This is a genomic window from Qipengyuania nanhaisediminis (assembly GCF_900115585.1).
GTDB classification, from domain to species: Bacteria; Pseudomonadota; Alphaproteobacteria; order Sphingomonadales; family Sphingomonadaceae; genus Qipengyuania; species Qipengyuania nanhaisediminis.
Window position 1 is genome coordinate 468333 of record NZ_FOWZ01000003.1, and the last position, 22045, is coordinate 490377.

20 protein-coding genes and 2 pseudogenes are annotated in these 22045 nt (G+C 60.8%); 15 read left to right on the forward strand and 7 right to left on the reverse strand.

Translation table 11 applies throughout. The features are described from left to right. The first annotated feature begins 138 nt into the window (after positions 1-138). Positions 139-1392 (forward strand): tyrosine-type recombinase/integrase, encoded by a 1254-nt coding sequence (locus tag BM173_RS11150; protein ID WP_011413769.1) that lies wholly within the window; start codon positions 139-141, stop codon positions 1390-1392. A gap of 7 nt (positions 1393-1399) precedes the next feature. On the opposite strand, the gene BM173_RS14800 is transcribed toward BM173_RS11150, so the two are convergent. Beyond that, positions 1400-1624, reverse strand: a complete 225-nt coding sequence (locus BM173_RS14800) for a DUF5818 domain-containing protein (RefSeq protein ID WP_192895895.1) — start codon at positions 1622-1624, stop codon at positions 1400-1402. Further along, entirely contained in the window at positions 1600-2196 is a 597-nt protein-coding gene (locus BM173_RS11160; RefSeq protein ID WP_011413770.1) for a lytic transglycosylase domain-containing protein, read from the reverse strand. Before BM173_RS11160 ends, BM173_RS14800 begins: the two co-directional genes overlap by 25 nt. A gap of 144 nt (positions 2197-2340) precedes the next feature. On the opposite strand from BM173_RS11160, the gene BM173_RS11165 reads away from it, so the two are divergent. From BM173_RS11165 to BM173_RS11175, 3 genes and pseudogenes are all read left to right on the forward strand, one after another. After that, positions 2341-3249, forward strand: a complete 909-nt coding sequence (locus tag BM173_RS11165) for a DUF7146 domain-containing protein (RefSeq protein WP_011413771.1) — start codon at positions 2341-2343, stop codon at positions 3247-3249. Positions 3250-3324: 75 nt separating this feature from the next. Further along, positions 3325-7571, forward strand: a pseudogene (locus BM173_RS11170) (strawberry notch-like NTP hydrolase domain-containing protein). 104 nt (positions 7572-7675) lie between these two features. After that, positions 7676-9649, forward strand: a complete 1974-nt coding sequence (locus tag BM173_RS11175) for a ParB/RepB/Spo0J family partition protein (protein WP_011413774.1) — start codon at positions 7676-7678, stop codon at positions 9647-9649. A gap of 229 nt (positions 9650-9878) precedes the next feature. Here BM173_RS11175 and BM173_RS11180 read toward each other — a convergent pair whose 3' ends face one another. The 4 genes from BM173_RS11180 to BM173_RS11195 are packed head-to-tail and all read right to left on the reverse strand — an operon-like array spanning position 9879 to position 12144. Next, complete coding sequence (locus tag BM173_RS11180) at positions 9879-10271, reverse strand: hypothetical protein (RefSeq protein ID WP_011414916.1); 393 nt, start codon at positions 10269-10271, stop codon at positions 9879-9881. Further along, positions 10268-11599: a dihydrolipoyl dehydrogenase family protein gene (locus tag BM173_RS11185; protein ID WP_011414915.1), complete on the reverse strand. Its 1332-nt coding sequence runs from the start codon at positions 11597-11599 to the stop codon at positions 10268-10270. The genes BM173_RS11180 and BM173_RS11185 overlap by 4 nt, the downstream gene beginning before the upstream one ends. Then, positions 11592-11804: a GDCCVxC domain-containing (seleno)protein gene (locus BM173_RS14875; RefSeq protein ID WP_090481496.1), complete on the reverse strand. Its 213-nt coding sequence runs from the start codon at positions 11802-11804 to the stop codon at positions 11592-11594. Before BM173_RS14875 ends, BM173_RS11185 begins: the two co-directional genes overlap by 8 nt. Then, a complete protein-coding gene (locus BM173_RS11195) occupies positions 11797-12144 on the reverse strand; it encodes a mercuric transporter MerT family protein (protein WP_007163747.1) in 348 nt (115 codons plus the stop codon). Before BM173_RS11195 ends, BM173_RS14875 begins: the two co-directional genes overlap by 8 nt. A 90-nt stretch (positions 12145-12234) precedes the next feature. On the opposite strand from BM173_RS11195, the gene BM173_RS11200 reads away from it, so the two are divergent. The 6 genes from BM173_RS11200 (at position 12235) to BM173_RS11225 (ending at position 16377) form a co-directional block, all read left to right on the forward strand. Next, complete coding sequence (locus tag BM173_RS11200; protein ID WP_245755870.1) at positions 12235-12609, forward strand: MerR family transcriptional regulator; 375 nt, start codon at positions 12235-12237, stop codon at positions 12607-12609. 221 nt (positions 12610-12830) lie between these two features. Beyond that, complete coding sequence (locus tag BM173_RS11205; protein WP_090481500.1) at positions 12831-13760, forward strand: ArdC family protein; 930 nt, start codon at positions 12831-12833, stop codon at positions 13758-13760. A gap of 11 nt (positions 13761-13771) precedes the next feature. Continuing rightward, positions 13772-14212, forward strand: coding sequence for a hypothetical protein (locus BM173_RS11210; protein ID WP_090481503.1), 441 nt, complete (start codon positions 13772-13774; stop codon positions 14210-14212). A gap of 219 nt (positions 14213-14431) precedes the next feature. Continuing rightward, positions 14432-15367 carry a DUF2493 domain-containing protein gene (locus BM173_RS11215; protein WP_090481505.1) on the forward strand — a complete coding sequence of 312 codons (936 nt, stop codon included), beginning with the start codon at positions 14432-14434 and terminating at the stop codon, positions 15365-15367. Positions 15368-15438: 71 nt separating this feature from the next. Beyond that, on the forward strand, positions 15439-15708 hold the full coding sequence (locus tag BM173_RS11220) for a hypothetical protein (RefSeq protein WP_090481660.1): 270 nt from the start codon (positions 15439-15441) through the stop codon (positions 15706-15708). A 270-nt stretch (positions 15709-15978) separates the two neighbouring features. Continuing rightward, positions 15979-16377, forward strand: coding sequence for a single-stranded DNA-binding protein (locus BM173_RS11225; protein ID WP_090481508.1), 399 nt, complete (start codon positions 15979-15981; stop codon positions 16375-16377). 66 nt (positions 16378-16443) lie between these two features. Here the strand turns inward: BM173_RS11225 and BM173_RS11230 are convergent, their stop codons facing one another. Further along, positions 16444-16710, reverse strand: coding sequence for a DUF6437 family protein (locus tag BM173_RS11230; RefSeq protein WP_083825588.1), 267 nt, complete (start codon positions 16708-16710; stop codon positions 16444-16446). Positions 16711-17053: 343 nt separating this feature from the next. Here BM173_RS11230 and BM173_RS11235 point away from each other — a divergent pair, with 343 nt between their 5' ends. The 5 genes and pseudogenes from BM173_RS11235 to BM173_RS11255 all read left to right on the forward strand — a co-directional run. Then, positions 17054-17275, forward strand: coding sequence for a hypothetical protein (locus tag BM173_RS11235; RefSeq protein ID WP_029140018.1), 222 nt, complete (start codon positions 17054-17056; stop codon positions 17273-17275). 705 nt (positions 17276-17980) lie between these two features. Next, on the forward strand, positions 17981-18973 hold the full coding sequence (locus BM173_RS11240) for a tyrosine-type recombinase/integrase (RefSeq protein WP_090481511.1): 993 nt from the start codon (positions 17981-17983) through the stop codon (positions 18971-18973). Further along, positions 18970-20133, forward strand: coding sequence for a site-specific integrase (locus tag BM173_RS11245; RefSeq protein WP_090481513.1), 1164 nt, complete (start codon positions 18970-18972; stop codon positions 20131-20133). The genes BM173_RS11240 and BM173_RS11245 overlap by 4 nt, the downstream gene beginning before the upstream one ends. A 353-nt stretch (positions 20134-20486) precedes the next feature. Continuing rightward, a complete protein-coding gene (locus BM173_RS11250) occupies positions 20487-21725 on the forward strand; it encodes a hypothetical protein (RefSeq protein ID WP_245755864.1) in 1239 nt (412 codons plus the stop codon). Between the two features lie 48 nt (positions 21726-21773). Then, positions 21774-22034 (forward strand): annotated as a pseudogene (locus BM173_RS11255) (transposase); the annotation flags it as partial. Positions 22035-22045: the final 11 nt, after the last annotated feature.

Here is a 22045-nt window from a genome sequence, read left to right on the forward strand (position 1 = left end):
CGCAAAATTCAATTAAAACAGAATGATGTGAGCGATTCGCGTCCGCTTGCGTGCGCTTGCATTCGCTTGAAGCCGGATTTGGTGTGGGGGTATTTTGGGGGTATTTTCCGGGGGTAGCGAAAAGGAGCGATACCCCCAATGGCCTTGAGTGAGATTCAGATCAAAAAAGCGAAGGCGGCAGAGCGCCCATACAAGCTTGCGGATGGGGAGGGTCTATTCCTCCTTGTTCAAAAGAACGGCTCGAAGCTCTGGCGGCTGAAATACCGTTACCACGGTAAGGAGAAGCTGCTTTCTTTCGGCGCCTATCCCGAAGTAGGAATAGCGGCAGCAAGAGAACTCAAGAAAGTTGCCAAAGGTGTGCTGGCTGAGGGCAGGGACCCGATGGTCCACAAACCGGGTCGGGACTTCGAAGAGGCCAAGACCTTCAGGGCGATCGCCACCATGTGGCATCAGAACAGAGCAAGTAGTCTCGATCCCGCGCATGCGAAGCGTGTCTGGTCACGCATGGACCAGGATGTGTTTCCTGACTTGGGCGAGCTCATGATGCATGAGATCACTCCACCAGAAGTGCTAAAGGTCATTCGGAAAATCGAAGAGCGCGGCGCGCTCGACATCAGTCGGCGGGCAAAGCAATGTATTGGACAGGTGTTCCAGTTCGCTATTGCCAGCGGCCTTTGTGATTCCGACCCTACTGCGCATCTTCGCGGGGCACTGAAGCCACGGCCTCGGGTCAAGCATATGGCGAAGCTACCTCTCGCGCAGCTACCCGAGCTGATGATTAAGATCGGGCAATATCAAGAAGAGGGTGAGAGACGCTCCGAGATTACCCGGGCAGCATTGAATTTCGCTCTTCTTACATGGGTGCGGACGAAGGAGCTTCGATTCGCCAAGAAGCACGAGTTCGAAGATATGGGTGGACCTTCACCAGTATGGCGCATTGGCGCTGACCGGATGAAAATGGGCCGCGAGCATATCGTGCCACTGTCGCGACAAGCCGCTTCTCTTGCTCAGGATTTGATCAGCAAGTCCGAAGGTAAATACGTCTTTCCAGGCCAGAAGCCCAAGATGCCGCTCTCAGAGAATACGATGATCTATGGCCTCTATCGGCTCGGTTACCACGGGCGGCAAACTGTTCACGGCTTCAGGGGTCTGGCGAGCACCTGGGCGAATGAGCAGCTTGTCGAGGTCGGCGATCCCCCGATGTGGATCCGTCGATATCATGAAGACTGGGTCGAACTGCAATTGGCACACAGCGAAGAAAACGAAGTTCGCGGAGCATACAATGCTGCCGAATATCTCGCTCCTCGGCGTGCAATGTTGCAGGATTGGGCAGACTTCCTCGACTCCATCGGCGGCAAGCCGCAAAACATTGCGGTCTTGAGGGCCGCTTGACCTGCTCCTAAGCGGACACCTGACCAAGCCATTCGACGCGAAGCCGGTCGAACCCGACGACAATACCCTCTGCGGTAACTTCAAATCCGAAGTCATCGTTTGAGGGTTCATAGTCTTCAAGAACCCAGTGATCACCGGCATCGGTTACAATTGCAGCTCCCCGAGGAAGATGCTCGAGCCGTCCGCTGATCCTTTTCCGATTCGTAGTCATATCGAGCTGTATGCCATCCATCGGTCGATAACGCTCTTCACATATCCAGGCGTTTCCCGATTTTTCGGTATCCCGCCGGCTCGCGACACGGCGCCGGGTCCAGCGTTGTAGGCGGCCAGCGCGAGATGGATCGCACCAAAGCGCTCTAGCATCTGCTTCAGATACCGCGCGCCACCGTCGATGTTCTGAGCCGGATCGTGGCGATTGCTGACACCGAGTTCTCTTGCCGTTCCCGGCATCAGTTGAGCGAGACCAGCGGCGCCAGCCGGACTGATCGCCATCGGGTTGAACCGCGATTCCTGCCAAATCAGGGCCTGAAGCAGTCGAGGCGGTAATTGGTATCGCGCTTCAGCTTGCCGGATGAGTGGCTCGTACAAAGCTTCCTTGAAGCTTCTATCGATATAAGCCTTGCCGCCTTCTGGTTTGGCCAAGTCGATTGCAGTCGGGTTAAAGCCAAGACCTTTGTCGGTTGTAACCTCAACTTTGCTGAGGTCATGGTCGAAGACTTGAAACTCCCGCGCCCGCGCAGACCCGGAAATCGCTATCGCTATCGCAATCGCTAGCGCACCGCAACCGCAGGCCACCAGATACATTCGCATCGCATAACCTTTCACCTTGCCTCGATCTGCAAGAGAACATAAATAGAACAAATAGGTGTAGGAAAACGCTTTTTTGCGTGCTTATCCGAGAGGAGAGAGGGTCGGTTGGAGGGGCAATTGTGAGGCGATGGAGCCGGTATGCCCGTTTCGAATTCAACCCTGTCACGTACCTCGCTTGAGGACACCGCCCGCAAGATCTGCGAAAGCCGGGGCGGCAAGTGGTCCGGCACCAAGGGCATGGCCTGCTGCCCTGCGCATGATGATCGCACGCCGTCACTCGGTGTGTCGCTCGGCCGACAGGCCATCCTCTTCCATTGCTTTGCGGGATGCGATCAGCAGAGCGTGTTGTCTGCATTGGCGCGTGAAGGATTCGAGGCACCGGCGCTTTTTTCAGCTTCTGCGACCACCAACGGCCCCGAACCGACCAGCACCCGCAAACCCTCGGCGGCAGCGCTGAGGATCTGGCGCGATGCACAGCCACTGCGTGCCAGTCCGGCAAAGGAATATCTTGAGAGCCGCGGCATCCTCGCCGCATCTCCAGCGCTCCGCTTCCATCCACGAACGCCGCTTGGTCCAAAAGGACGGACCCGCTTTTTGCCCGCCCTGATCGCGGCAGTCAGCCTCGACGAGGGGCCGGTCGCCGTCCATCGCACGTTCCTTTCGGGCAATACCAAGGCCGCTTTCGACAAGCCGAAACGCGCGCTTGGCGCGCTCGGTGAATCTGCTGTCCGCCTCTTCGCTCCGGCCTCTGGCAAGCTCGGCCTTGCTGAAGGCATTGAAAGCGCAATGTCGGCTTATGCTCTCACCGGTGTCCCCGTCTGGGCGACCCTCGGGAATGAGCGCTTCGGCCTCGTCAGTGTGCCCGAGAGCGTGACCGAGCTTCATCTCTTCGTCGATCACGACGCTGGCGGCGAGCTGGCTGCGTCGCGTGGCCTGTCCGCCTATGCTTGCGATGGACGCACGGTACATGTCCGCAAACCGTCATCACGCGACACCGATTGGAACGACGAACTCACGGCATGGCTGCGCCGCAAGGCGGCGCCGTAGAGGAGAGAGGGCTTCTCGAATTCCTGATCCGGCAGAGGGCGTGTCCCGATGCCTTCATCAGGAGGACGAATTGCCATGTTTCAATCAGACCTGTTTCCCACCGGCGAGCAGTTGCCGTCAATGCCTTTGGCCTACGCTATCGGCACCCGAGTTGCCGAACTACTCGCTTCGGGACGGCATCTTACCCGTGCCGACATTTCCGGGCTGTTCGCCGAAGAGACCGGCACCCCGGACTGGGGAAGCGCCTGGACCATCGATGACTACAACAACGCGGTCGAGATCGGCGCACTGCTCTGGCTTAGGGAGTCCTCATGCATCGATCTGGCAACAAGCGTGCACGAAGCCGACGCGCGGCTCGACTGGCTCGAAGCAGCCTTGCCGCCGCGGCATGTGCGCAGCGAAACACAGGTCGAGCTCCAGCAGTTCTCGACCCTGCCGATGCTGGCTTGGCTGATGGCGAAGGCTGCAGCTTTATGCGCGCAAGACACACTCCTCGAACCATCCGCCGGCAATGGCGCCCTCGCTCTCTGGAGCTCCCTCCAGAATGCTTCGCTGCTCCTCAACGAGATCGATCCGGCAAGACGAGATGGTCTGGCCCACATCTTCCCTTCGGCCACGATCACTGCGCATGACGGGGAACTGATCGCCGACCTGCATCGCGGCCCCATTCCGTCGGTCGTCCTGATGAATCCGCCGTTCGCGCGTAGCCAAGAACGCGGCAAGGATGGCGAGACGGCGCAGCGCCACCTTCGTAGTGCAATCCGGGCCGCGGCCAGTGGCGCAAGGATAGTCGCCATCATGCCCGAAGGCTTCGATGCTTCCACTTTCGCCAAGTCACAGCAAGAAGCGTCGCTGCTCCTCCATGTTCGCTTGCAGCAGATGTTTCGCCGGACAGGGACGGGGATTGCCGTTCGCCTGGTCGTCATCGACAAGACGCCGACTGCGTCTTCGCCCGCAATCAACGGGGATACCTGCGACCTGATCGCGCTCCACGCGCTTGTCACGAAGCTTTCGCCAAGGGCGAATATATCCGCCAACCTCCATCGCCTGCCAGTCGGAAAACCATTGCGCCTCGTTGGCAAGACTTCGAACCAACGCACGCCGGTCCGGCCGTTAGCGCCTTTCGCAGCGACATCAAAAGCCGCAGCGAATGCGATCGACCTCACCTATTCGGTCCTCGCCGAACCCGCGCCGGTGCCCGAACAGACAGGCATCTACCTACCTTACCGGCCAAGCCGAATCGCTTTCGAAGGCGCGCCGGTTCATCCCACCCCACTCGTGGAATCGGTCGCCATGGGGTCGGTTGCGGCTCCGCAGCCGAACGTTAGCCCGCGTCTCCCCGCAAATTGGCAGGCCAATGGCCTCTTGTCCGAAGCGCAATGCGAGACACTGGTCTATGCTGCCCAGGCATTCGCACGCGATCTCCCGGGGCGCTTCAAGGTCAGCCAGGAAGGCACTTCGCTCGAATTGTCGGGGAATGGGCACGCCTACCGACAGGGCTTCTTCCTCGGCGACGGAACCGGAGCGGGCAAGGGACGACAGATCGCCGCAGTCATCATGGATCGCTGGCTCGCAGGCGAGCGCCGCCATGTCTGGATCACCAAGAACGAGGCGCTGCTCGAAGATGCACGCCGCGACTGGGAAGCGCTTGGCGGGCTGCGCTCGATCTCCAGCCGCTCTCGCGCTGGAAACTCGGCCAGCCCGTCACGATGTCCGAAGGCATTCTCTTCGTCACCTACCCGACGCTGCGCTCGGGGCGCGCCGACGATACGCGGCTCGACCAGATCCTTGCCTGGGCGGGCGAGGATTTCGATGGCGTGATCGCTTTCGACGAAGCCCACGCCATGGCCAATGCGCTCGGGGGCTCTTCAATCCGCGGCAAGGCCAAGGGCTCCGAACAAGGGATGGCGGGCCTCAGGCTGCAGAACCATCTCCCGCGCGCCCGCGTGCTCTATGCTTCTGCCACTGGCGCTTCGGATATTGCCAACCTCGGTTACACTTCCCGCCTCGGCCTTTGGGGACCCGAGACCGCTTTTCCGACCCACGAGGCATTCATGACCGAGATCCGCGCTGGCGGCGTCGCGGCGATGGAGCTCGTCGCCCGTGATCTCAAGGCCCAGGGCCTCTATCTTGCCCGTGCGCTGTCCTTCGCCGGGGTCGAGTACGACATCCTCGAACATAGCCTGACCGAAGCACAGGTACGGATCTACGATGCCTATGCTGATGCCTGGGCGATCATCCACCGCAACCTCGAAGCGGCGCTCGAAGCAACCCGCGTGGTCGACGAGGACAGCGGCGACACGCTCAACCGCAATGCCAAGACTGCGGCGCTATCGATCTTCGAAGGCACCAAGCAGCGCTTCTTTGCCCAGCTCCTGCTTTCGATGAAATTGCCGAGCCTGATCCCCGCGATGGAAGTAGCGCTTGGCGAAGAGCATTCGGTTGTCGTGCAGCTGGTCTCGACCGCCGAGGCCATGCTCGACCGGCGCCTTGCCGACCTTACCGTGGAAGAACGCGAAGCTCTCGATATCGATCTGTCCCCGCGTGAATACGTCATCGACTACCTTACGAAGAGCTTCCCGATACGATTGATGCAGGTCTTCGCCGACGAGGACGGCAATCTTCGCTCCGAGGCGATGAGCGACGGAGAGGGCAATCCCGTTTTCTGCCCGCGCGCAATTGCTGCGCGCGATGCGCTGATCGAACAGCTTTGCGCACTGCCGCCCATCGCCACTGCGCTCGATGCGATTATCGAACATTTCGGAACCGACGCCGTGGCCGAAGTCACGGGCCGGACCCGCAGGCTTGTCCTGGGCCGCGATGGTGAGCAGCGCCTCGAACGGCGTAGCCCCAGCGCCAATGTCGCCGAAGCCCAAAGCTTCATGGAAGGGACCAAGCGCATCCTGGTCTTCTCGGATGCGGGCGGTACGGGGCGTTCCTACCATGCCGACCTCGGCTGCCGGAACCAGCAACGCCGGGTCCATTTCCTGCTCGAGCCGGGCTGGCGCGCCGACAACGCTATCCAGGGTCTCGGTCGTACCAACCGCACCAACCAGGCCTCGGCTCCGCTGTTCCGGCCGGTAACCACCGACGTGAAGGGCGAGCGCCGGTTCATATCGACCATTGCGCGAAGGCTCGACGCATTAGGCGCGCTGACGCGCGGCCAGCGCCAGACCGGCGGACAAAACCTGTTCGACCCGGCAGACAATCTCGAAAGCGACTATGCGCGCGACGCGCTCACCCGATGGTTCCAGCTGCTTTATGACGGCAGGCTCGAAGCCACCACATTCGGCAACTTCGTCGAGCGAACGGGCCTCCGGCTCGAAAGTCCAGATGGTGGACTGACCGACAATCTCCCCACGATCAAACGCTGGCTCAACCGCATTCTTGCGCTGCCGATCGCGCTCCAGAACGCGATCTTCGAGGAGTATCTCGGACTTGTCGAAGCGCGGATCGAAGCTGCGCGCGAGGCCGGAACGCTCGACCAGGGACTGGAAACCGTGAGGGTCGATCATTTTACGGTCCTGGCAGATGAACTCCTGCGCACCGATCCCGTGACCCGAGCCGAGACCCGCCTCGTCTCGCTCGAAGTGACGAGGCACCTTCGGCCTCTGCAATTGCAGCGCCTGGTGCGGATGCACGAGATCGGCAGTCGGCACGCGATCCCGATGCGCAATATGCGGTCAGGCAAGGTCGCGCTGTCGGTTCCAGCCCGTCGCCTCATCGCCGACGACGGGGCCGTGATTGAACGCAGGCGCCTGCTGCGCCCGCTCAAGTCCGCGAACTGGACCCTTGAGGCACTCGCTGAGAGCCACTGGGAGGAAATTGGCGTCTCTGCGTTCACCAGCGCCTGGCGGGCCGAGGAAGAAGAGGCGGCCAAATCACCGGTCACTGAGCGAGTCCATTTCGCTACCGGACTTCTGCTTCCGGTCTGGAAGCGCCTCCCAGGCGATCATGTTCGGGTCACCCGGCTCGTTGCCGAAGATGGTCAGTCGATCATCGGTCGCGAAGTGCTCGATATCGATCTCGCTGCGATCGCCGATACCTTTGGTCTATCCGGGGTTACCGGACCATCGGCAGAACAGATCGGCGCGCTTGTGATTGCCAGCGGCAAACCGCTGGGCCTTGCTAGCCATGATCCACTCACCGTGAAACGCTCGCTGGTCGGCGGCGAACAGCGCCTTGAACTGATCGGCTTCTCCCCCGATCGGCTCGACTGGTACAAGAACAAGGGCTGCTTCACCGAGATCATCCGCTACCGCACGCGGCTGTTCGTCCCGGTGTCGAGAGCCTCGTCGGTCCTCCCCGCGCTTGCCGCCTGATCCTTAGGGCAGACCCCAATCTCAGAATGAGAGTGGAGGGAGCCCTTTGGGCTTGTGGGCCTCGTGATCCTCACCTGCGCCTTCATTCCATCAGGAGAACACCCATGATCCATTCGATTCCCTTGAAGAAGCTCGTCCCGAGCCCGCGCAACGTTCGCAAGTCGAGCGACGTGCTGGCCGACCTCCAGCTGCGGGCAGACATTGCTGCGCGCGGCCTGCTGCAGAACCTCGTCGTGCGCAAAGGAAAGCGCGGCAAATTCGAAGTCGAGGCCGGCGGTCGCCGTCTCGCCGCGCTGCAGGCGCTGGCCGAAGAGGGCACCTTGCCTGACACGCACGAAGTCACCTGCCTCGTGATCGAAGGCGAGGAAAGCGAAGTGCGCGAAGCCAGCCTCGCCGAGAACTTCCAGCGACTCGCGATGAACCCGGCCGACGAGGCGCAGGCCTTCGCCTCCATCATCGAAGCAGGAGCTACGACGGAAGACGTAGCGCGACGCTTCGGCCTCACCGTCCGGTTCGTCGAAGGGCGCCTGCGTTTGGCAAGTCTGGCACCCTGCGTCTTCGAAGCGCTCGCCGAAGGCACGATCACGCTCGACATGGCCAAGGCCTACGGCGCGATCTCCGACGTCGAGCGCCAGGCGCATGTCTATGCCGAGCTGCAGGATGCCTGGTACCAGATCACGCCTGACACGATCCGCCGCATGGTGCTTGATGCCACGGTGCGTGGTTCCGATCCGCGGGCCGTGCTTGTCGGACGCGATGCCTATCTCGCCGCAGGCGGCCGGATTGAGCGCGAACTGTTCGACGATGACGCCAGCGAGAGCTGGATCGATGTCGCGCTGCTCGAAGACCTCGCGCACAAGGCCATGGACGAAGCCGCAGAAAAGACCGCGCTCGAATTTGGCCTTGCCTGGGTCCGGCCGACGCTTGGCAACTACGTCAGCCACGACCTTGTTGAAGGTCTCGGTCGCTTGCCCTGCGAGCCTGCGCCAATGACCGAGCAGGAAGCGCAGGAGCTCGGTGAGCTCGAGGCCGACTACGACCGCGTCGCCGCCGTGCTCGAAGACGAAGACAGCGACGAGGACGAGGTCGCCAAGGCCGAACAGGAACTCGTCGTCATCGACCGCGCCATGCGCGCGCTCAATGACCGGCCGCCGGTCCTCGCTGACGAACTGAAATCCGAGGCTGGTGCCTTCCTAGTCCTCTCGCGCAATGGCGAGCCGACCTTGGTCCCGCAGTTCTACACCGAGACCGAAGTCATCGCTGACGAAGGCGTGATCGAGGCCATTGAAGAGAGCGGTGCGGCGAAGCCCAAGGGCAGCTCGCTGTCCCAGCGCCTGCTCGACGAACTGGCCATGCAGCGCCGCGACATCCTTGCGATCCATCTCGCCAACGATCCGGCACTGGCGCTCGACTTCATGGTCTTCACGCTTGCCGATGTCGATGGACATGACTGGCGCGCCAAGAAAGCGTCGACGCTGGTCGGCTCTGTCGCTTCCGGCCCGGTCACCGGGTTTGAGGCCAAGGATGCGCCGGCGAGCGCTGCCCTGGCCGAGTTTGCCGGGTCGCTCGATGAAAGCTGGCGTGCTGGTGAATGCGACGTGAAGCGGTTTGCGAGGTTCCGGGCGCTTTCCGATGAGGCGCGTTCGGCCTGGCTCGGCCATGTCGTCTCGCGCACTCTAGTTGCAAGCCTTGCGTGCGAAGGCGAACGTTCGGTGCCGCTGCACGAGGCGCTTGGCTCGTTACTTGAAATCGAGACCGCGCATTGGTGGCGTCCCACGGCGGCCAACTACTTCGACCGCGTGGCCAAGGCTCGCACGCTCGAAGCGCTCGATGGCGCCGGCGGTCCCGAACTCGTCAGTCGCTATGCCGCATCGAAGAAGGCCGAACTGGCGAGCGCTGCCGAGCGCATCTTCTCCGGCAACTTCATTGGCGAGCCCGAGGTCAAGGAACGGGCGCAGGCCTGGGTTCCACCTATAATGCGTTTCGCCGGTTCTGAAGAAGCCGAACTGGCGGACCACGGAGGCGACGAGGCGGCCAACGTGGAAGCAACTGACGAAATTGCCGAGCAGGCTGCCTGACCCCTCCTGACAGGTCCAGGTCACTCGGCGGGCGGTCCGTCCCAATCGGGACGGGCCGCCTTTTCCATGTCAAATTTTGGGCCGGTTGCTAACAGTCCGCTCCCAGGCGACTGCGCAGCAGAAGCAGACGGCAGTCTGCTTGATCGAGACCACCCGCTCGTGTTCGCTTTGAAAAGGTTCTTGGTGGAGAGGGTCTCGTTTCTATTTCGCTGTGAACAGAAACCTGAGCTTACGCCGGTCTTCGCCAATACTTCCCTGCTATCCGTTCGGCGATAAAGCTGCCAGCAACTACCCCAAACGTGACCCAGATGATGACGCTTGGACCGTGTTTCCCGAAATCAGCCAAGCCGAATGCCACCATGGCAAAAAGCGCAGCACCAATCAGAAATGCTGGCCCTGCGATCATGCAGTGAAGCCGACGGCAACGCAAAGCGTTTAACGAGCACGCCGCCCCCATCCATAGGAACAGCACCGCCGCGATTTCCACCCTCTCGTTCGGTTGCAGAAGTTCTGCGGTAAAGTTTAGGCCGATTAGCGCCGCAAACGGCACGCCCCAGATTAGGATACGGTGCAGACGGTTGGCGGCCAAGTCACGCTTGTTGGTGGCTTCCGCGTTGCTCATCCCAACATATACCCTGCATCGGAGGCCGCCGTCGGATAAGCGAACATGGTAGATTTGATGTCGTCCGCGTTTAGCCCATGGCGCATGGCCAAGCCGAAGATATTGACGAGCTCGTCGGCGTCAGGGCCGACCAAGTGGGCTCCAAGGATGCGTCCCGTTCCGTTCTCGACCAGCAGCTTGTGGCCGTAGATCTCTTCGTTCAGCCGCCTCGCCGAGAACCAACCAGGGTGCGAGCCAGCATGCACCGTGAAATCCAGCCCTGCCTCACGCGCCTCGCTTTCCAGCATTCCGACCCTGGCCGCCGGCGGCTCCGTGAAAAGTGCACTTGGCACCCCTCGATAGTTCGGAGTTCGACCGGTATCATCGAGTATGTTTTCTACCACGACCTTGGCATCGTTACTGGAGACTGGAGTCAGTGGCGGGCCATTTGCAGCAGCGTCACCTGCCGCGAAGACCTTGGGGTTACTTTGGCTCCGTAGCTGGGCGGTAAGTGCCAAGCGACCCGCGTCACAGGCGACGTCTCCCGCCTCCAGATCGAGCGAGCCGATCGCAGGGATTCTTCCGGCAGCGTGCACCACCAGGCTCCCTTCGATCCTGCGGTCGCCAGCATGGACGGTCAGCACGCTGCCTTTCTTCGTTACGCGGTCCACTTCAGCGTCCACAATTTCGATGCCGAGATCATCGAAACTTGGCATGAGCCAATCGACCGTGTCAGGGTCGAAGGCTTTCAGAATGCGGCCTCGTTGGAAGATTGTGACCTTTGCACCGGCGCGCGCGGCGAGGTGGGCAAATTCTGCGGCAATGTATCCGCCGCCGACGAATACGATCCGATCTGGAAGGGTTTTGAGTTCTAGGAATGCATCGCTGTGAATCAGCAATTCCTCACCTTCGATCCCAAGCGGTCGAGGCTCTGCTCCCGTTGCGATAAGAGCGTGCGAGAAACTCAGTTCCCGGTCGCCTATCACGATCCTGTCGGGGCCAGCAAAGCGTGCCGCGCCGTGAAAAGTCGCGACGCCCTTACGCTCGTAGCGAGCTTCCTGCTTTTCAGGGACGGGGTCGGTAAAGCTGCGCTTGAATGCCTGGAGGTCGGCCCAATCAATTGAAACCGAGCCCTTGATGCCCTTCCCCTTCATTCGCCTGTATGCCGCGAGCGCTTCCTCTCCGCTCACCATCATCTTTTTCGGGTCGCACCCTCGAAGCGCACATGTGCCACCGTAAGGCCGATAATCGATAACCGCGCAGCGCTTCCCGGCGTTGGCCATCTGGTGGACCGCGACCTGCGCAGCAGTTCCCGATCCGATGGCGACGAAATCGAAAGCCTCAGCCATGGCAGCAATCCCCTTCCTGTATTGGGGGGCAGGGAACGGTGCCGTACGAGCAAAACACGCAGCAATCGCCTTGGAGCGGCTGAAGGCGAACGCCGCAACCCGCGCAGTTATGGAAGAACAGGCAAGCGTTGGTCGGCATTTCCATGTCCTCCTCATGATCGCATTCGGGACAGCGCAAGCGCGAGATCAGGATCGGATCAGCCATAGAGGAAGGCACCTGTCAGCAGCGCCGCACCGATGGCAATTCCTATGGCGGTCAGCGCTCGATAAGTCGATGATCCGCATGCACTGTCCGCCGGGCATGTTCGTGCCTGCCGAAACTGCCAGAGCAAACGGAGGGTCGCAGCGAGAAGAAGAGCCGACGCCAGGGTCAGCAACGGGACGCGATAGGGGGCCAGGACCGGCGAGATGCTGCCAAGCCACGCCGAGCCCACACCCACCGACGCGAGCATCAAGGGCAGTGCACAGCATGCAGCTGCCCCGAAGGCTGCAAAGATACCTCCGCCCGTCGCCAATCCGTTCCACCATGTGCTGATGCCGCGCATCGATCGTCCTTTTGCAAACCTCGATTCGCACACCTATTTACAGTCTGTAGCAACTACAGACTCAAGAGGTTGGCTTTGAAAATTGGCGAAGTGGCGAAGCGGACCGGGTGTAACATCGAGACAATCCGGTATTACGAACGGATAGGCGTTATCGATGCTCCGCCGAGAAGGGGCGCCTACCGCGACTATGGTCCTCACGACACGGAGCGCCTCCGCTTCATTCGGCGCGCGCGCGAACTCGGATTTTCCCTCGAAGAGGTGCGGGCATTGCTTGACTTAACGCCAGGTCAGGAAGTGCGTTGCGATGAGGTGCAATCGATCGCCGAACAGCACCTCGCAAACATCCGTGCGAAGCGGGCCGACCTTGAGCGTATGGAGAACGCTCTCGCTAAACTGATCGAGCAATGTGGCACCACGAGCAATGATCGGTGCCCGGTATTGGAAAGCCTCGCGGGCGAAGGCTAGCCCAGCGAATTCAAGCTACAGACCAACGGGTTTCCACCCAGCACTCAAAATTGGCGCAGCCTGCCGGATCAGAAAAGCAAGCGGTCCGCTTTCGGGCACCTTGCAATGTGCGGCCTACGACCAGAATTGGGGCGCATAACGGTCATCATTGAAGGAGAGAGGAGGCAGCTTTGCTCATCCTGAGCCGGGATATGTCCGTCCCGGCCATCAGGAGAACTCCCATGACCAAGTATCGCCGCAGTGCTTCGACTTCGCCAGCCCAGCGCATTACCGCTGCCATCATCGAAAAGCTCGAGCAAGGCACAAAGCCCTGGGTCAAGCCGTGGCGTGGCGTACCGGTTTCGCGGCCCTTACGCTCCTGCGGGACCCCCTATCGCGGGATGAACACCTTCTGGTTGTGGACGGTGGCCGATGGCTGTGGCTACGCCTCGCCCTACTGGATGACCTACCGCCAGTGCCAGCAGCTCGGCGGACAGGTCCGCAAGGGCGAAAAGTCGACCATCGCAATCTTTTACAAGAGCTACACCAAGGAGGTCGAGAGCGCCGAAGGCGAAGCTGACACCGAGAACCGGCGCGTGCTCAAGGCCTATGCCGTGTTCAATGCCGACCAGTGCGACGGCCTCCCCGACTTCTACCATCCAGAGCCACTGGTTGCCGCGCTGGAGCCCTATGGACGAGAAGATCGCCTTGATACCTTCTTTGCTCATGTCGGCGCACACCTGCGCCACCATGGCGCGCAGGCTTACTATGAGCCGTTGCGCGACCGGGTCACCATGCCGCCAGCCGAACTCTTCGAAGCCTACGACCAATACTATGCGACGCTCGCACACGAGCTTTCGCACTGGACGGGTCACTCTTCGCGGCTCGACCGCGATCTCAAGAACCGCTTCGGCAGCGACGCCTATGCCGCCGAGGAACTGATCGCCGAACTTTCCTCGGCCATTCTCGGGGCAGAACTGGGTCTTCCTGTTACCCATCTCGACCATCACGCCAGCTACATCGCGTCTTGGCTCAAGATCCTCAAATCGGACGAGCGCGCGATCTTGACCGCTGCGGCCAAGGCCGAGGAAGCGGCAAGCCTGTTGCTCGAGCTTGGGGGTCACCAATCCTGCGATAGCGAGGCCGACATCGATCTCTCTGATGCAGCCTGAGGAGCAGTGAGATGGGACGTTCCGTCAGCTATCCAACTGGCTCCGTGGTGGCCTTTCGCCTGCTTGATGAGGGCGAAGGCGGCGATGTCGACTGGGTCTACGAGTGCCTGGTCGACGAGGTCATCGATATCACGAAGGCGACCTTTCCTTCCTTTGAACGCTTCGATGGATGGCGCGGCCGCGAGGACCGCATCCTCCTGCGAAACGCCTTCGCCGATTGCGGCATATCGACCTATTGCGGGCTCGCCGCGATCTGGCTCGCCGAACGCGATGATGCCCGGTACTGGGAGGCGGATTTCTACATCCCAAGAACGGCAAGGGCACGGCACTGGCTCGCCCAGGTGTCAGGAAAGTTCATCGACCTGTTTGGTGAGCTGCGCCTGGTTGGGCGGTTCTCGAATGGTGAAGCGATCTTCGAGCGCTCCCGATCCACCTGCGACAGCGGGTCCTGATCCTGCCTCATCCCAGTCCGCCGGGAGAGGCCCTTGGGCCGGTCGTGGCGAGCCGCAACCTGCGGCCCGTCGGCCCGTGTTGCCCGCGCCAGCCTAGGGCCGCAGGTTTCCCGCTGCGCGGTGCGTCTCGCCCCTTCTCCCGGCTCTGATCGGGCTCCGGCGGACAGGGCCGAGGCAATGGTGCCTCCTCTCCTTGTCCCCGCGATCAGGAGACACCCCATGTACGACAGCTTCATCGACCAGTTGAGCGGCCTTGACCTTTCAAGCCTCAGCATCAGGCCCGCCCCATTCAATGCAACCGACTTTCCCTGCGAGGACGCGATCGACCAGACACTTGGCGCCGTATGGTCCGACCTTTTCGCGATGTTTTCCGACACTGCTTTGGAGGCTGATGCCGAGGATATTGCCTGGGGCATGGTCAATCTCTTTCACCGCGCAGCCAGCCGTAAGTCGGCTCAATTGGATCGGGCCAGCGACGAGATCCGGACTCTGCTGGCATCCGCTGATGGATCCGAAGTGCATTCGAGCAATCTGGAAGAGCAGGTCGAGCGCGCGCAGGCTGCCGAAGCCAGCATGCTGGCCTTCGAGCAAATGCGCGAGGCGACGGCAGCACTTTATCGCGACGAGACCGGTTCCTCGTGGAAGCCCGTTTCCGGCTCGCGCACGAACCATTCGCGAAATCTCACATCGGCCGTGATCGATGCCCGCGATTTCCTCCGCGCACGCGCGGAGAACCGGCGTCATGCCCTGATTCCGGAGGGCACTCCGGTAGTCTTTGCCGGTGGTCGCCAAAGCTTCGAGAGCGCCGAGGATGCGAAGCGTTATGCCGAAAATGTTTGGGCGACGCTGGACAAGGTTCGCGATGTGGTTCCTGATCTCTTCCTGGTTCATGGTGGCGACGGCAAGGGTGCCGATCGCCTGGCCGCGAGCTGGGCCGAGCGCCGCGAAGTACAGCAACTGACCTACTCACTTGATCGTCGGCTTGGTGCCCGCGCCGGATTCAAGCGCAACGAGCAGATGCTCTCGCTCAATCCGCGCTACGTTGTCGCCTTTCCGGGCAATGGCGTGACCGAACGGCTCGTCATCGATGCCAAGGCGCGCCGGATCACCGTGGTCGATCGTCGTGGCCACTTGGGCACCTCTCCCGGGTCCTGAGGGGCCCTTCATCATCTGCATGAGAATTGCCTGGATGTGCATTCGGCGCCGACCCGACTATGCATGAGGTCATGCAACTTGACGATCTGCTGCAGCGCTACTTTGCTACCACCGACCTCTCCGCGGTTGCTCCCGACACATTTGCAGCCGGCATCGAGCATTGCCGGGTCGATTTCGGCCTTGAGGAGGACCGGGGCAAGCGCTTTGCACTGTGGTCGTTCCTGCACATGTTCGGGTCCGCCCCCGACCTCGATGTGGCGTTCGAGAACGAGGAAGACCGGGAAGCTGCGCGCAACTTTATGGATCTCCTAGCGGCATCGGAAGACGATGGGGCAAGCTGATTGCATCGGGAACACGCGAGCCTTCAGACCCGCACCCGATACCCATCCGGCTTTTGTCGCGAACAGTCCTGAACCAGGCCAGCTGAGGACAGCAACCCGTTCCTTTGACGGCCGTGTTGTCGCGCTTCGCGCGCCTGCCCGCACCACCCGTCATGAACAGGTTTCCCTTGGAGCTTCGCTCCTGCGGTGCAGTCCTCCCATGCCCTGCTTCTTCTGGATGTTCGCAAGCCGGAGATGGTCTCCGGTTTGAGGAACTGAAGGACTTACACCATGACCAATATCGCAATCCTCACCGGTCGCATCGCCCGCGAGCCCGACACCCGCGAGACCAAGGGCGGCACCAACGTCACCGGGATCACCGTCGTCACCGATCGCCCAGCACGGGACAAGGACGGCAAGACATACAAGGACGAGAACGGCTACACCGCCAAGGAAAGCGAGTTCCACCGAGTGGCCTGCTTCAACGGCCTTGCCAAGACCGTCGGCCAGTACTGCTCCAAGGGCCAGCTGGTCAGCGTCCAGGGCCGCATCCACTACACCCAGTGGGAGGACAAGGACGGGGTCACCCGCTACGGCACCGAAATCCTCGCCGACAAGGTCGACTTCCTCTCCCGCGGCAACGGCTCCGGCGAGAACGACGACAACAAAGATGCTCCCGAGATCGACTGAACTCTCCCGTCGATCTCCCTCCCGAAGGGGTCCTGTCCAACCGGACAGGGCCCCTTCTTGCTGTTCCTACTCTCCGGATGGCTGTTCGGTGCGAGGAGACGAGCGAGCCGGTGGAAGCAGCTTCTGCAGAGACGCCTCTTCACCGAGCTTTCCGAGCTCTCCGGCAACTCTTGCGAGCGCCTTCTTCGAGAAGGTCTCAAGCCCCGTTCCCAGGATGATGCGTCCCAGTTCTAGGGCGGCTTGAGCTTCAAGTAGCTTCTGGCGCTCGGCAAGTGCCAGCCGGTCGGCCTCGAGTTTCCGGAGTGCTGCGACAGCGCTTCGTTTGGTTGGCATCGGGGTTCCTTTCCTGCACCCCTCGGTGGTTCCTCCCTTCGATCAACATGCACCCGGGCACAGCCTGTAGGAAAGTCCAATCGCGCTGGTCGTCCCTTGCACTACGTAACGGAGCGGGGGAGGGGGCTGGCTCACCGAATTCCAAGGGTGATGGGCATGGGGCCGGCGCGTCAAGGACGGCGGGGCCCCACCATTTTGCCTCCCCTGCGCTTTGCTCCGGTCCGACAAAATCGTTGCCCCCACCGCCGCTTCGCGGTCGCCCTCGGAGCGATCCCTGACCCGCCGGCCCCATGCCCCTCCGCCTGTTTCCTGTCGTCTCAGCGACAGGTTTCAGGAGGATATCATGACTACACTCAGCACCTTGGACATGAACGCGCACAGCTATTTCGAAGCGCTTGCAGTTGCCGAAAGGCGCGCCCAGCACAGTTTCTTCGACCAGCACGTGGTGGAAGATGAAGACCTGGGCTACTTCGCCCTGGACGAGGGTGACTACAACGCACTGCCTGCGCATCTCGCCAGCCGCGTGGTGCACACGGTCCATGGAGCCATGCTGGACGAATACTGACGACCATACGAGGGCAGGAGCCGGTGACGGTTCCTGCCTTTTTTCGTGTTCGCTGGCACTGGAGCGGGACGAAAAGCGGAGCGGGGCTGGGGTCGCGCTCGGTCCCGCCCCGCCTTCGGCGGTGCTCCTGCGGGCGCGGCCTTCTTGTTCTGGGCCCCGCACGCACGCCCGAACGACAGCGGGTCGGACCGGCGCGGTGCCGCGGGAACCGACAGGCCCCGGTCCCGGGCACCGCACGCGCTCCTTTGCCGCCGCCTTTGCGGGGTGTGCGGTCCTTGTGCGTGGTATTCATTCAAACGCAGATCAGGCTCAATTACGGTCGCGAACTGGATGCTCGCGCCTCCGAGGGCTCAGTTGGAAAATGCCTTAGAGAAAGGAGCGACCATGATCACTGGATTTCGCCGCACAATGGGGAACAGAATTGGCACACCATACGCAGCCTATGCTGCATGAATGGAAGAAAAATACAATAAAACAGAGGGTTGTCGCTCACAATCGAGCGAACAATCGAGTGGTAGCCAAGGCTCAGTCATAGCCCCTCGCAGGCCATCGTTCAGGTTGAAACTGACTGGCTATATCGCTCGTCGCAAGTCGCTTCCGATCGGTATCACATGGGACACTGAACTTCCCGGCTTTGGACTTCGTAAAAGGAATTCGGGACACCTTACATGGATAGTCAAGCATAGCCCGCGAGGTGTGCAGCGCATGGTGACGCTTGGATGCGCGGGTGTGGCGGCAGGTGCGCTGAGCGCGCCCGCCGCGCGCGCTGCCGCGCGCAGTTTGCTCATCAAGGCTACGCTTGCCGACCTCCCGACCGCGCCCGAAAAGAGGCGGGTGCCGCTGTTCGCTGATTATGCCGAAGAGTTCTGGCAGGACTATTCGCCGCATTGGAAGCCAGCGACTCAGCGATCGTCGCGTTCGCGCATTGATCAACTGCTCGTGCCAAGGTTCGGTGACCTGCCGGTCGACATGATCGAACGCGGGGACATCAACCGCTGGCGAGACAGCATGGCTGAGCGGGGAGGGACCTTCAACCGCGCCATCCCCATCATGTCGGTGATGATGCAGTATGCCGAAAAGCTCGGCTACCGGGTGAAGAATACCAACCCCTGCCGCGGCGTCTCGCGTTTCAAACGCGAGCTCCCAGAACGCTACCTCTCTGCCTCTGAATATCGCAGGCTGGGGCGCGTTCTGGCGGAACACGATGGGGTCAATCCATTCGTCATTCCGGCGCTGCTCATGCTCATTTACACTGGTGCGCGGGTCTCCGAGATCGCAACATTGCGCTGGCGTTATGTACAGCCGCCTCGGCTGCAACTGCCGGACAGCAAGACCGGCCCGAAGGCGATCTATCTCAATCCGCAAGCCATCGCAGTGCTTGATGGACTGGAACGCCGTGGCGACGAACTTCTGGTGTTTCCTGCTATGCGTCGCGAAGCTCCAATCAATCTCGGCCAATACTGGGATCGCATCAGGCGCCAGGCTGCGCTGCCCGACGTGCGGCTCCACGATCTGCGCCACAGCTTTGCCTCGGTTGCCATCGCGCAGCACATTCCGCTGGCGACTATCGGCAAGCTTCTTGGCCATGCGCTACCTGAGACGACAGCGCGATATGCGCACCTGGCGGACGAAGTGATCGCAGAAAGCGCCGATCGCATCTGTTCCAATCTCGCCAATGCTATGGGGATCGCAGCATGACCCAGTATGACCTCAGGCAGATCATTGCAGAGGAACTTGCGCGGGTCATACCGGGCGAGGCAGGCAAGCGCCGCTCGAGATTCGACTATGTGCTTCCCGGCTTTGGTGAGCGCATCCATCCATCCGGCCGCAAGAGCTACGTCTTGCAGCGTACTATGGGCGGCAAGCAACGGCTCATCACCATAGGCGATACCGCCATCCTGACGGAGCGCATTGCCAAGGATGTCGCACGACGCCTTATCCTGCGCATCGAGCTTGGCGAGAACCCTGCCGACAAGAAGCAGCGAGGGCGCAAGACGCCGACCTATGCAGCATTTCTCCAAACATACTGGGAAGTCGCCGCGCCGACCTGGAAGGCATCGACCCGCGAAATTCAGGATATCTACCGGCGGACGCATCTGGAGCATGCATTTCCGGGCAAGTTCATCGACGAAATCACCCACGCTGATGCGGTGCGGTGGCATGCCGAACTTACGCGATCAGCAGGTCCAGGTGCAGCCAATCGCGCCATGGAAATCCTTAAAGCCATGTTCGGCAAGGCCGAGGCGTGGGGCTACCTGCCTGAGCATTCAAATCCGTTTCGCGGTGTGAAACGCAACCGGGGACGCAAGATCGAGCGCTTTTTGAGTTACGACGAGATGGCACGGCTTGGTCGCGCATTGGCGGAAAATCGTGCCGAAAACCCCGTCGAGGTCGCGGTGATCTCGCTTCTCGCGCTGACAGGCTGCCGGCGAGGCGAGATCCTCAATCTCACTTGGGGCGAGGTGCAGGGCCGGAAGTTGAAACTCAATGACTCGAAGACCGGTCCGCGCATTGTCTGGCTTGGTCAGGAGGCGAGGGCGGTGCTCGACGCATTCGCGCGCGGAAAGAGGGACGAACGCGTTTTCACATTCGACGTTCTGCCGAGATCGGCTTTGGATTGGTTTTGGCGGAGATTGCGGACCGAAGCAGGTTTGGATGATGTCCGCTTGCACGACCTGAGGCACAACTACGCCAGCCTGGCGGCGCGTTCTTCCGAAACGCTGCCCATGATCGGCAATCTCTTGGGGCACCGGCACGTCACTACTACTGCTCGTTACGCTCACTTGGACGACGGCGTTTTACTCGAGGCTGCAGCTTTGATCGGCGAGAGCATTTCGCTTCACCTGCCAATTAGCTGACAAGACAAGTCGAACCGTCCGGAAGGACAGATTCGGCTAGTTCTTCCTCGATCGCGCCATTGGGTCTTAGGGCTGCTAGGCGCCCTCGTTTCGGTCATTCCAGTTGCCACAGCGGGGTTCCAAAAGCTGTTGTTCCTCGCTTTCGACTCCGAGAGTTGCAGACGCTATGCATTCGGAGATAGCGCTCCACGGGGATCCGACACGCTTTTAGCGGTATGCTCGCCTGAGCGCAGAGGAGCTAGAGTTCCTCTGGCTAAGTTGTGCTGCCCTTTCGATCCTTCTGAATCGCGCCGGGTTTGCCAGTGGTCATTTGGTTTGATTTATGCCGCCATGCCCCGGCAAAGGATAGAGAGATGGCAGCCAGAAAAACCCTCGTGAACCCGGTGCTCTTCTCAAAGCACTTCGGCGTGAGCACCGTGGCGCTCGCCAAAGCGAAGTTGCTTGATCCCGTGCTCAATAGCGACACGAAGCTCTTCATCGATCCTCTGCTCGTCCCGAAGAGTCAGAATACGAAAATGAAGAAGCAGGGACGGGAGGATCTTGAGAGCGGCTTTCAGAACGTGGTCGGCTTGCTATCCATTTCAGAGAATGAGGGCGATGTCGCTTGGCGTGGCGCGTTCAATGCGCTCGACCTGTCAGAACGGTCAGAAACCGGGCTGGGCTATGGCGGCGCAGGAACAAGCGGCAGCTCGCGGCCGCCAACGCTCAGAAACGGAATCCTTCGAACGGCCAAAGAGATCATTGCGCTTGGGGTAAAAGACCCAAGCATGATCCCGCTGATGCCTCTCTTTGAAGAGGGGGTTGGCCCAGACACGCTCAGCGATATGACAACGAATTTCCTTTTGCCCGTCCTGTGTCAGGTGACTGAGGAATTCTGCGCAACTAACAAAGTCCCTGTTCGCGCTTTTGGCGACAAATACGGCAACCGCAATCTGCCCGAAAATCCGTTCCAGACCGACAAGCCCGTTATCATGGTGCCGCGCGATATTCTTCGTGACTTACCTCTCGCTGCTGACTGGTCGGATGTCAGCCGCGTAGTCATGGAAATTCAGGAAATCCGGGACGCAGTGAACAGCATGTTCGGGAACCTCGCCAAGGCTACCCTGGCACAGAAGAAGGCAGCGCTGCGGAGAGCCGTGCTTTCGTCGGAATCGCTACTTCGCGAACTGATCGAAGCCGTGGGAGCCGCCGCTGAAAGCTATGATGAGAAAGCCGACCTAGACGGATACTTTCAGTTCCGGCGAATCCTCAGCGAAGACCCTACGCCCTATGTCGGAGCACTAAGCAATCCCGCTACGAAGGATGCTTCTACGCTCCTCGAAACGGTCATGACCATCATGGAAACGTTCCAGGGCCTGGTCGAAAACAACAACATGTGGGAGCTGCTCTGGCACGGCAATACGCATAGGCACGAACGGGCTAGTCAGCTGCTCTTCTTCGCAATCGCCAACGTCATGTGCGCGGTGAACAACGTTGACATCTCGCCAGAGACTAACTCAGGCGGCGGACCGGTAGACTTCAAATTCTCCACCGGCTTTCGTGGGCGCGTCCTTGTCGAGATGAAGCTTTCCAAGGGTGACGTGCTCCCCTGAAATGTGACCGGTTTTTGGTAGAGTCCGACGCAAAGGAGTCGGACGAGAATGAAACGAAGCAGGTTCAGCGAAGAGCAGATCATCGCGGTTTTGAAGGAGCAGGAGGCTGGGATGCCGACAGCGGAAGTGTGCCGCCGTCACGGGATCAGTTCCGCCACGTTCTACAAGTGGAAGTCGAAGTTCGGCGGTCTGGAGGTGTCCGATGCCCGGCGGTTGCGGACACTCGAGCAGGAGAACAGTCGGCTGAAGAAGCTGCTGGCCGAGGCGATGCTCGACAACGTGGTGCTGAAGGATCTGGCATCAAAAAAATGGTAACGCCC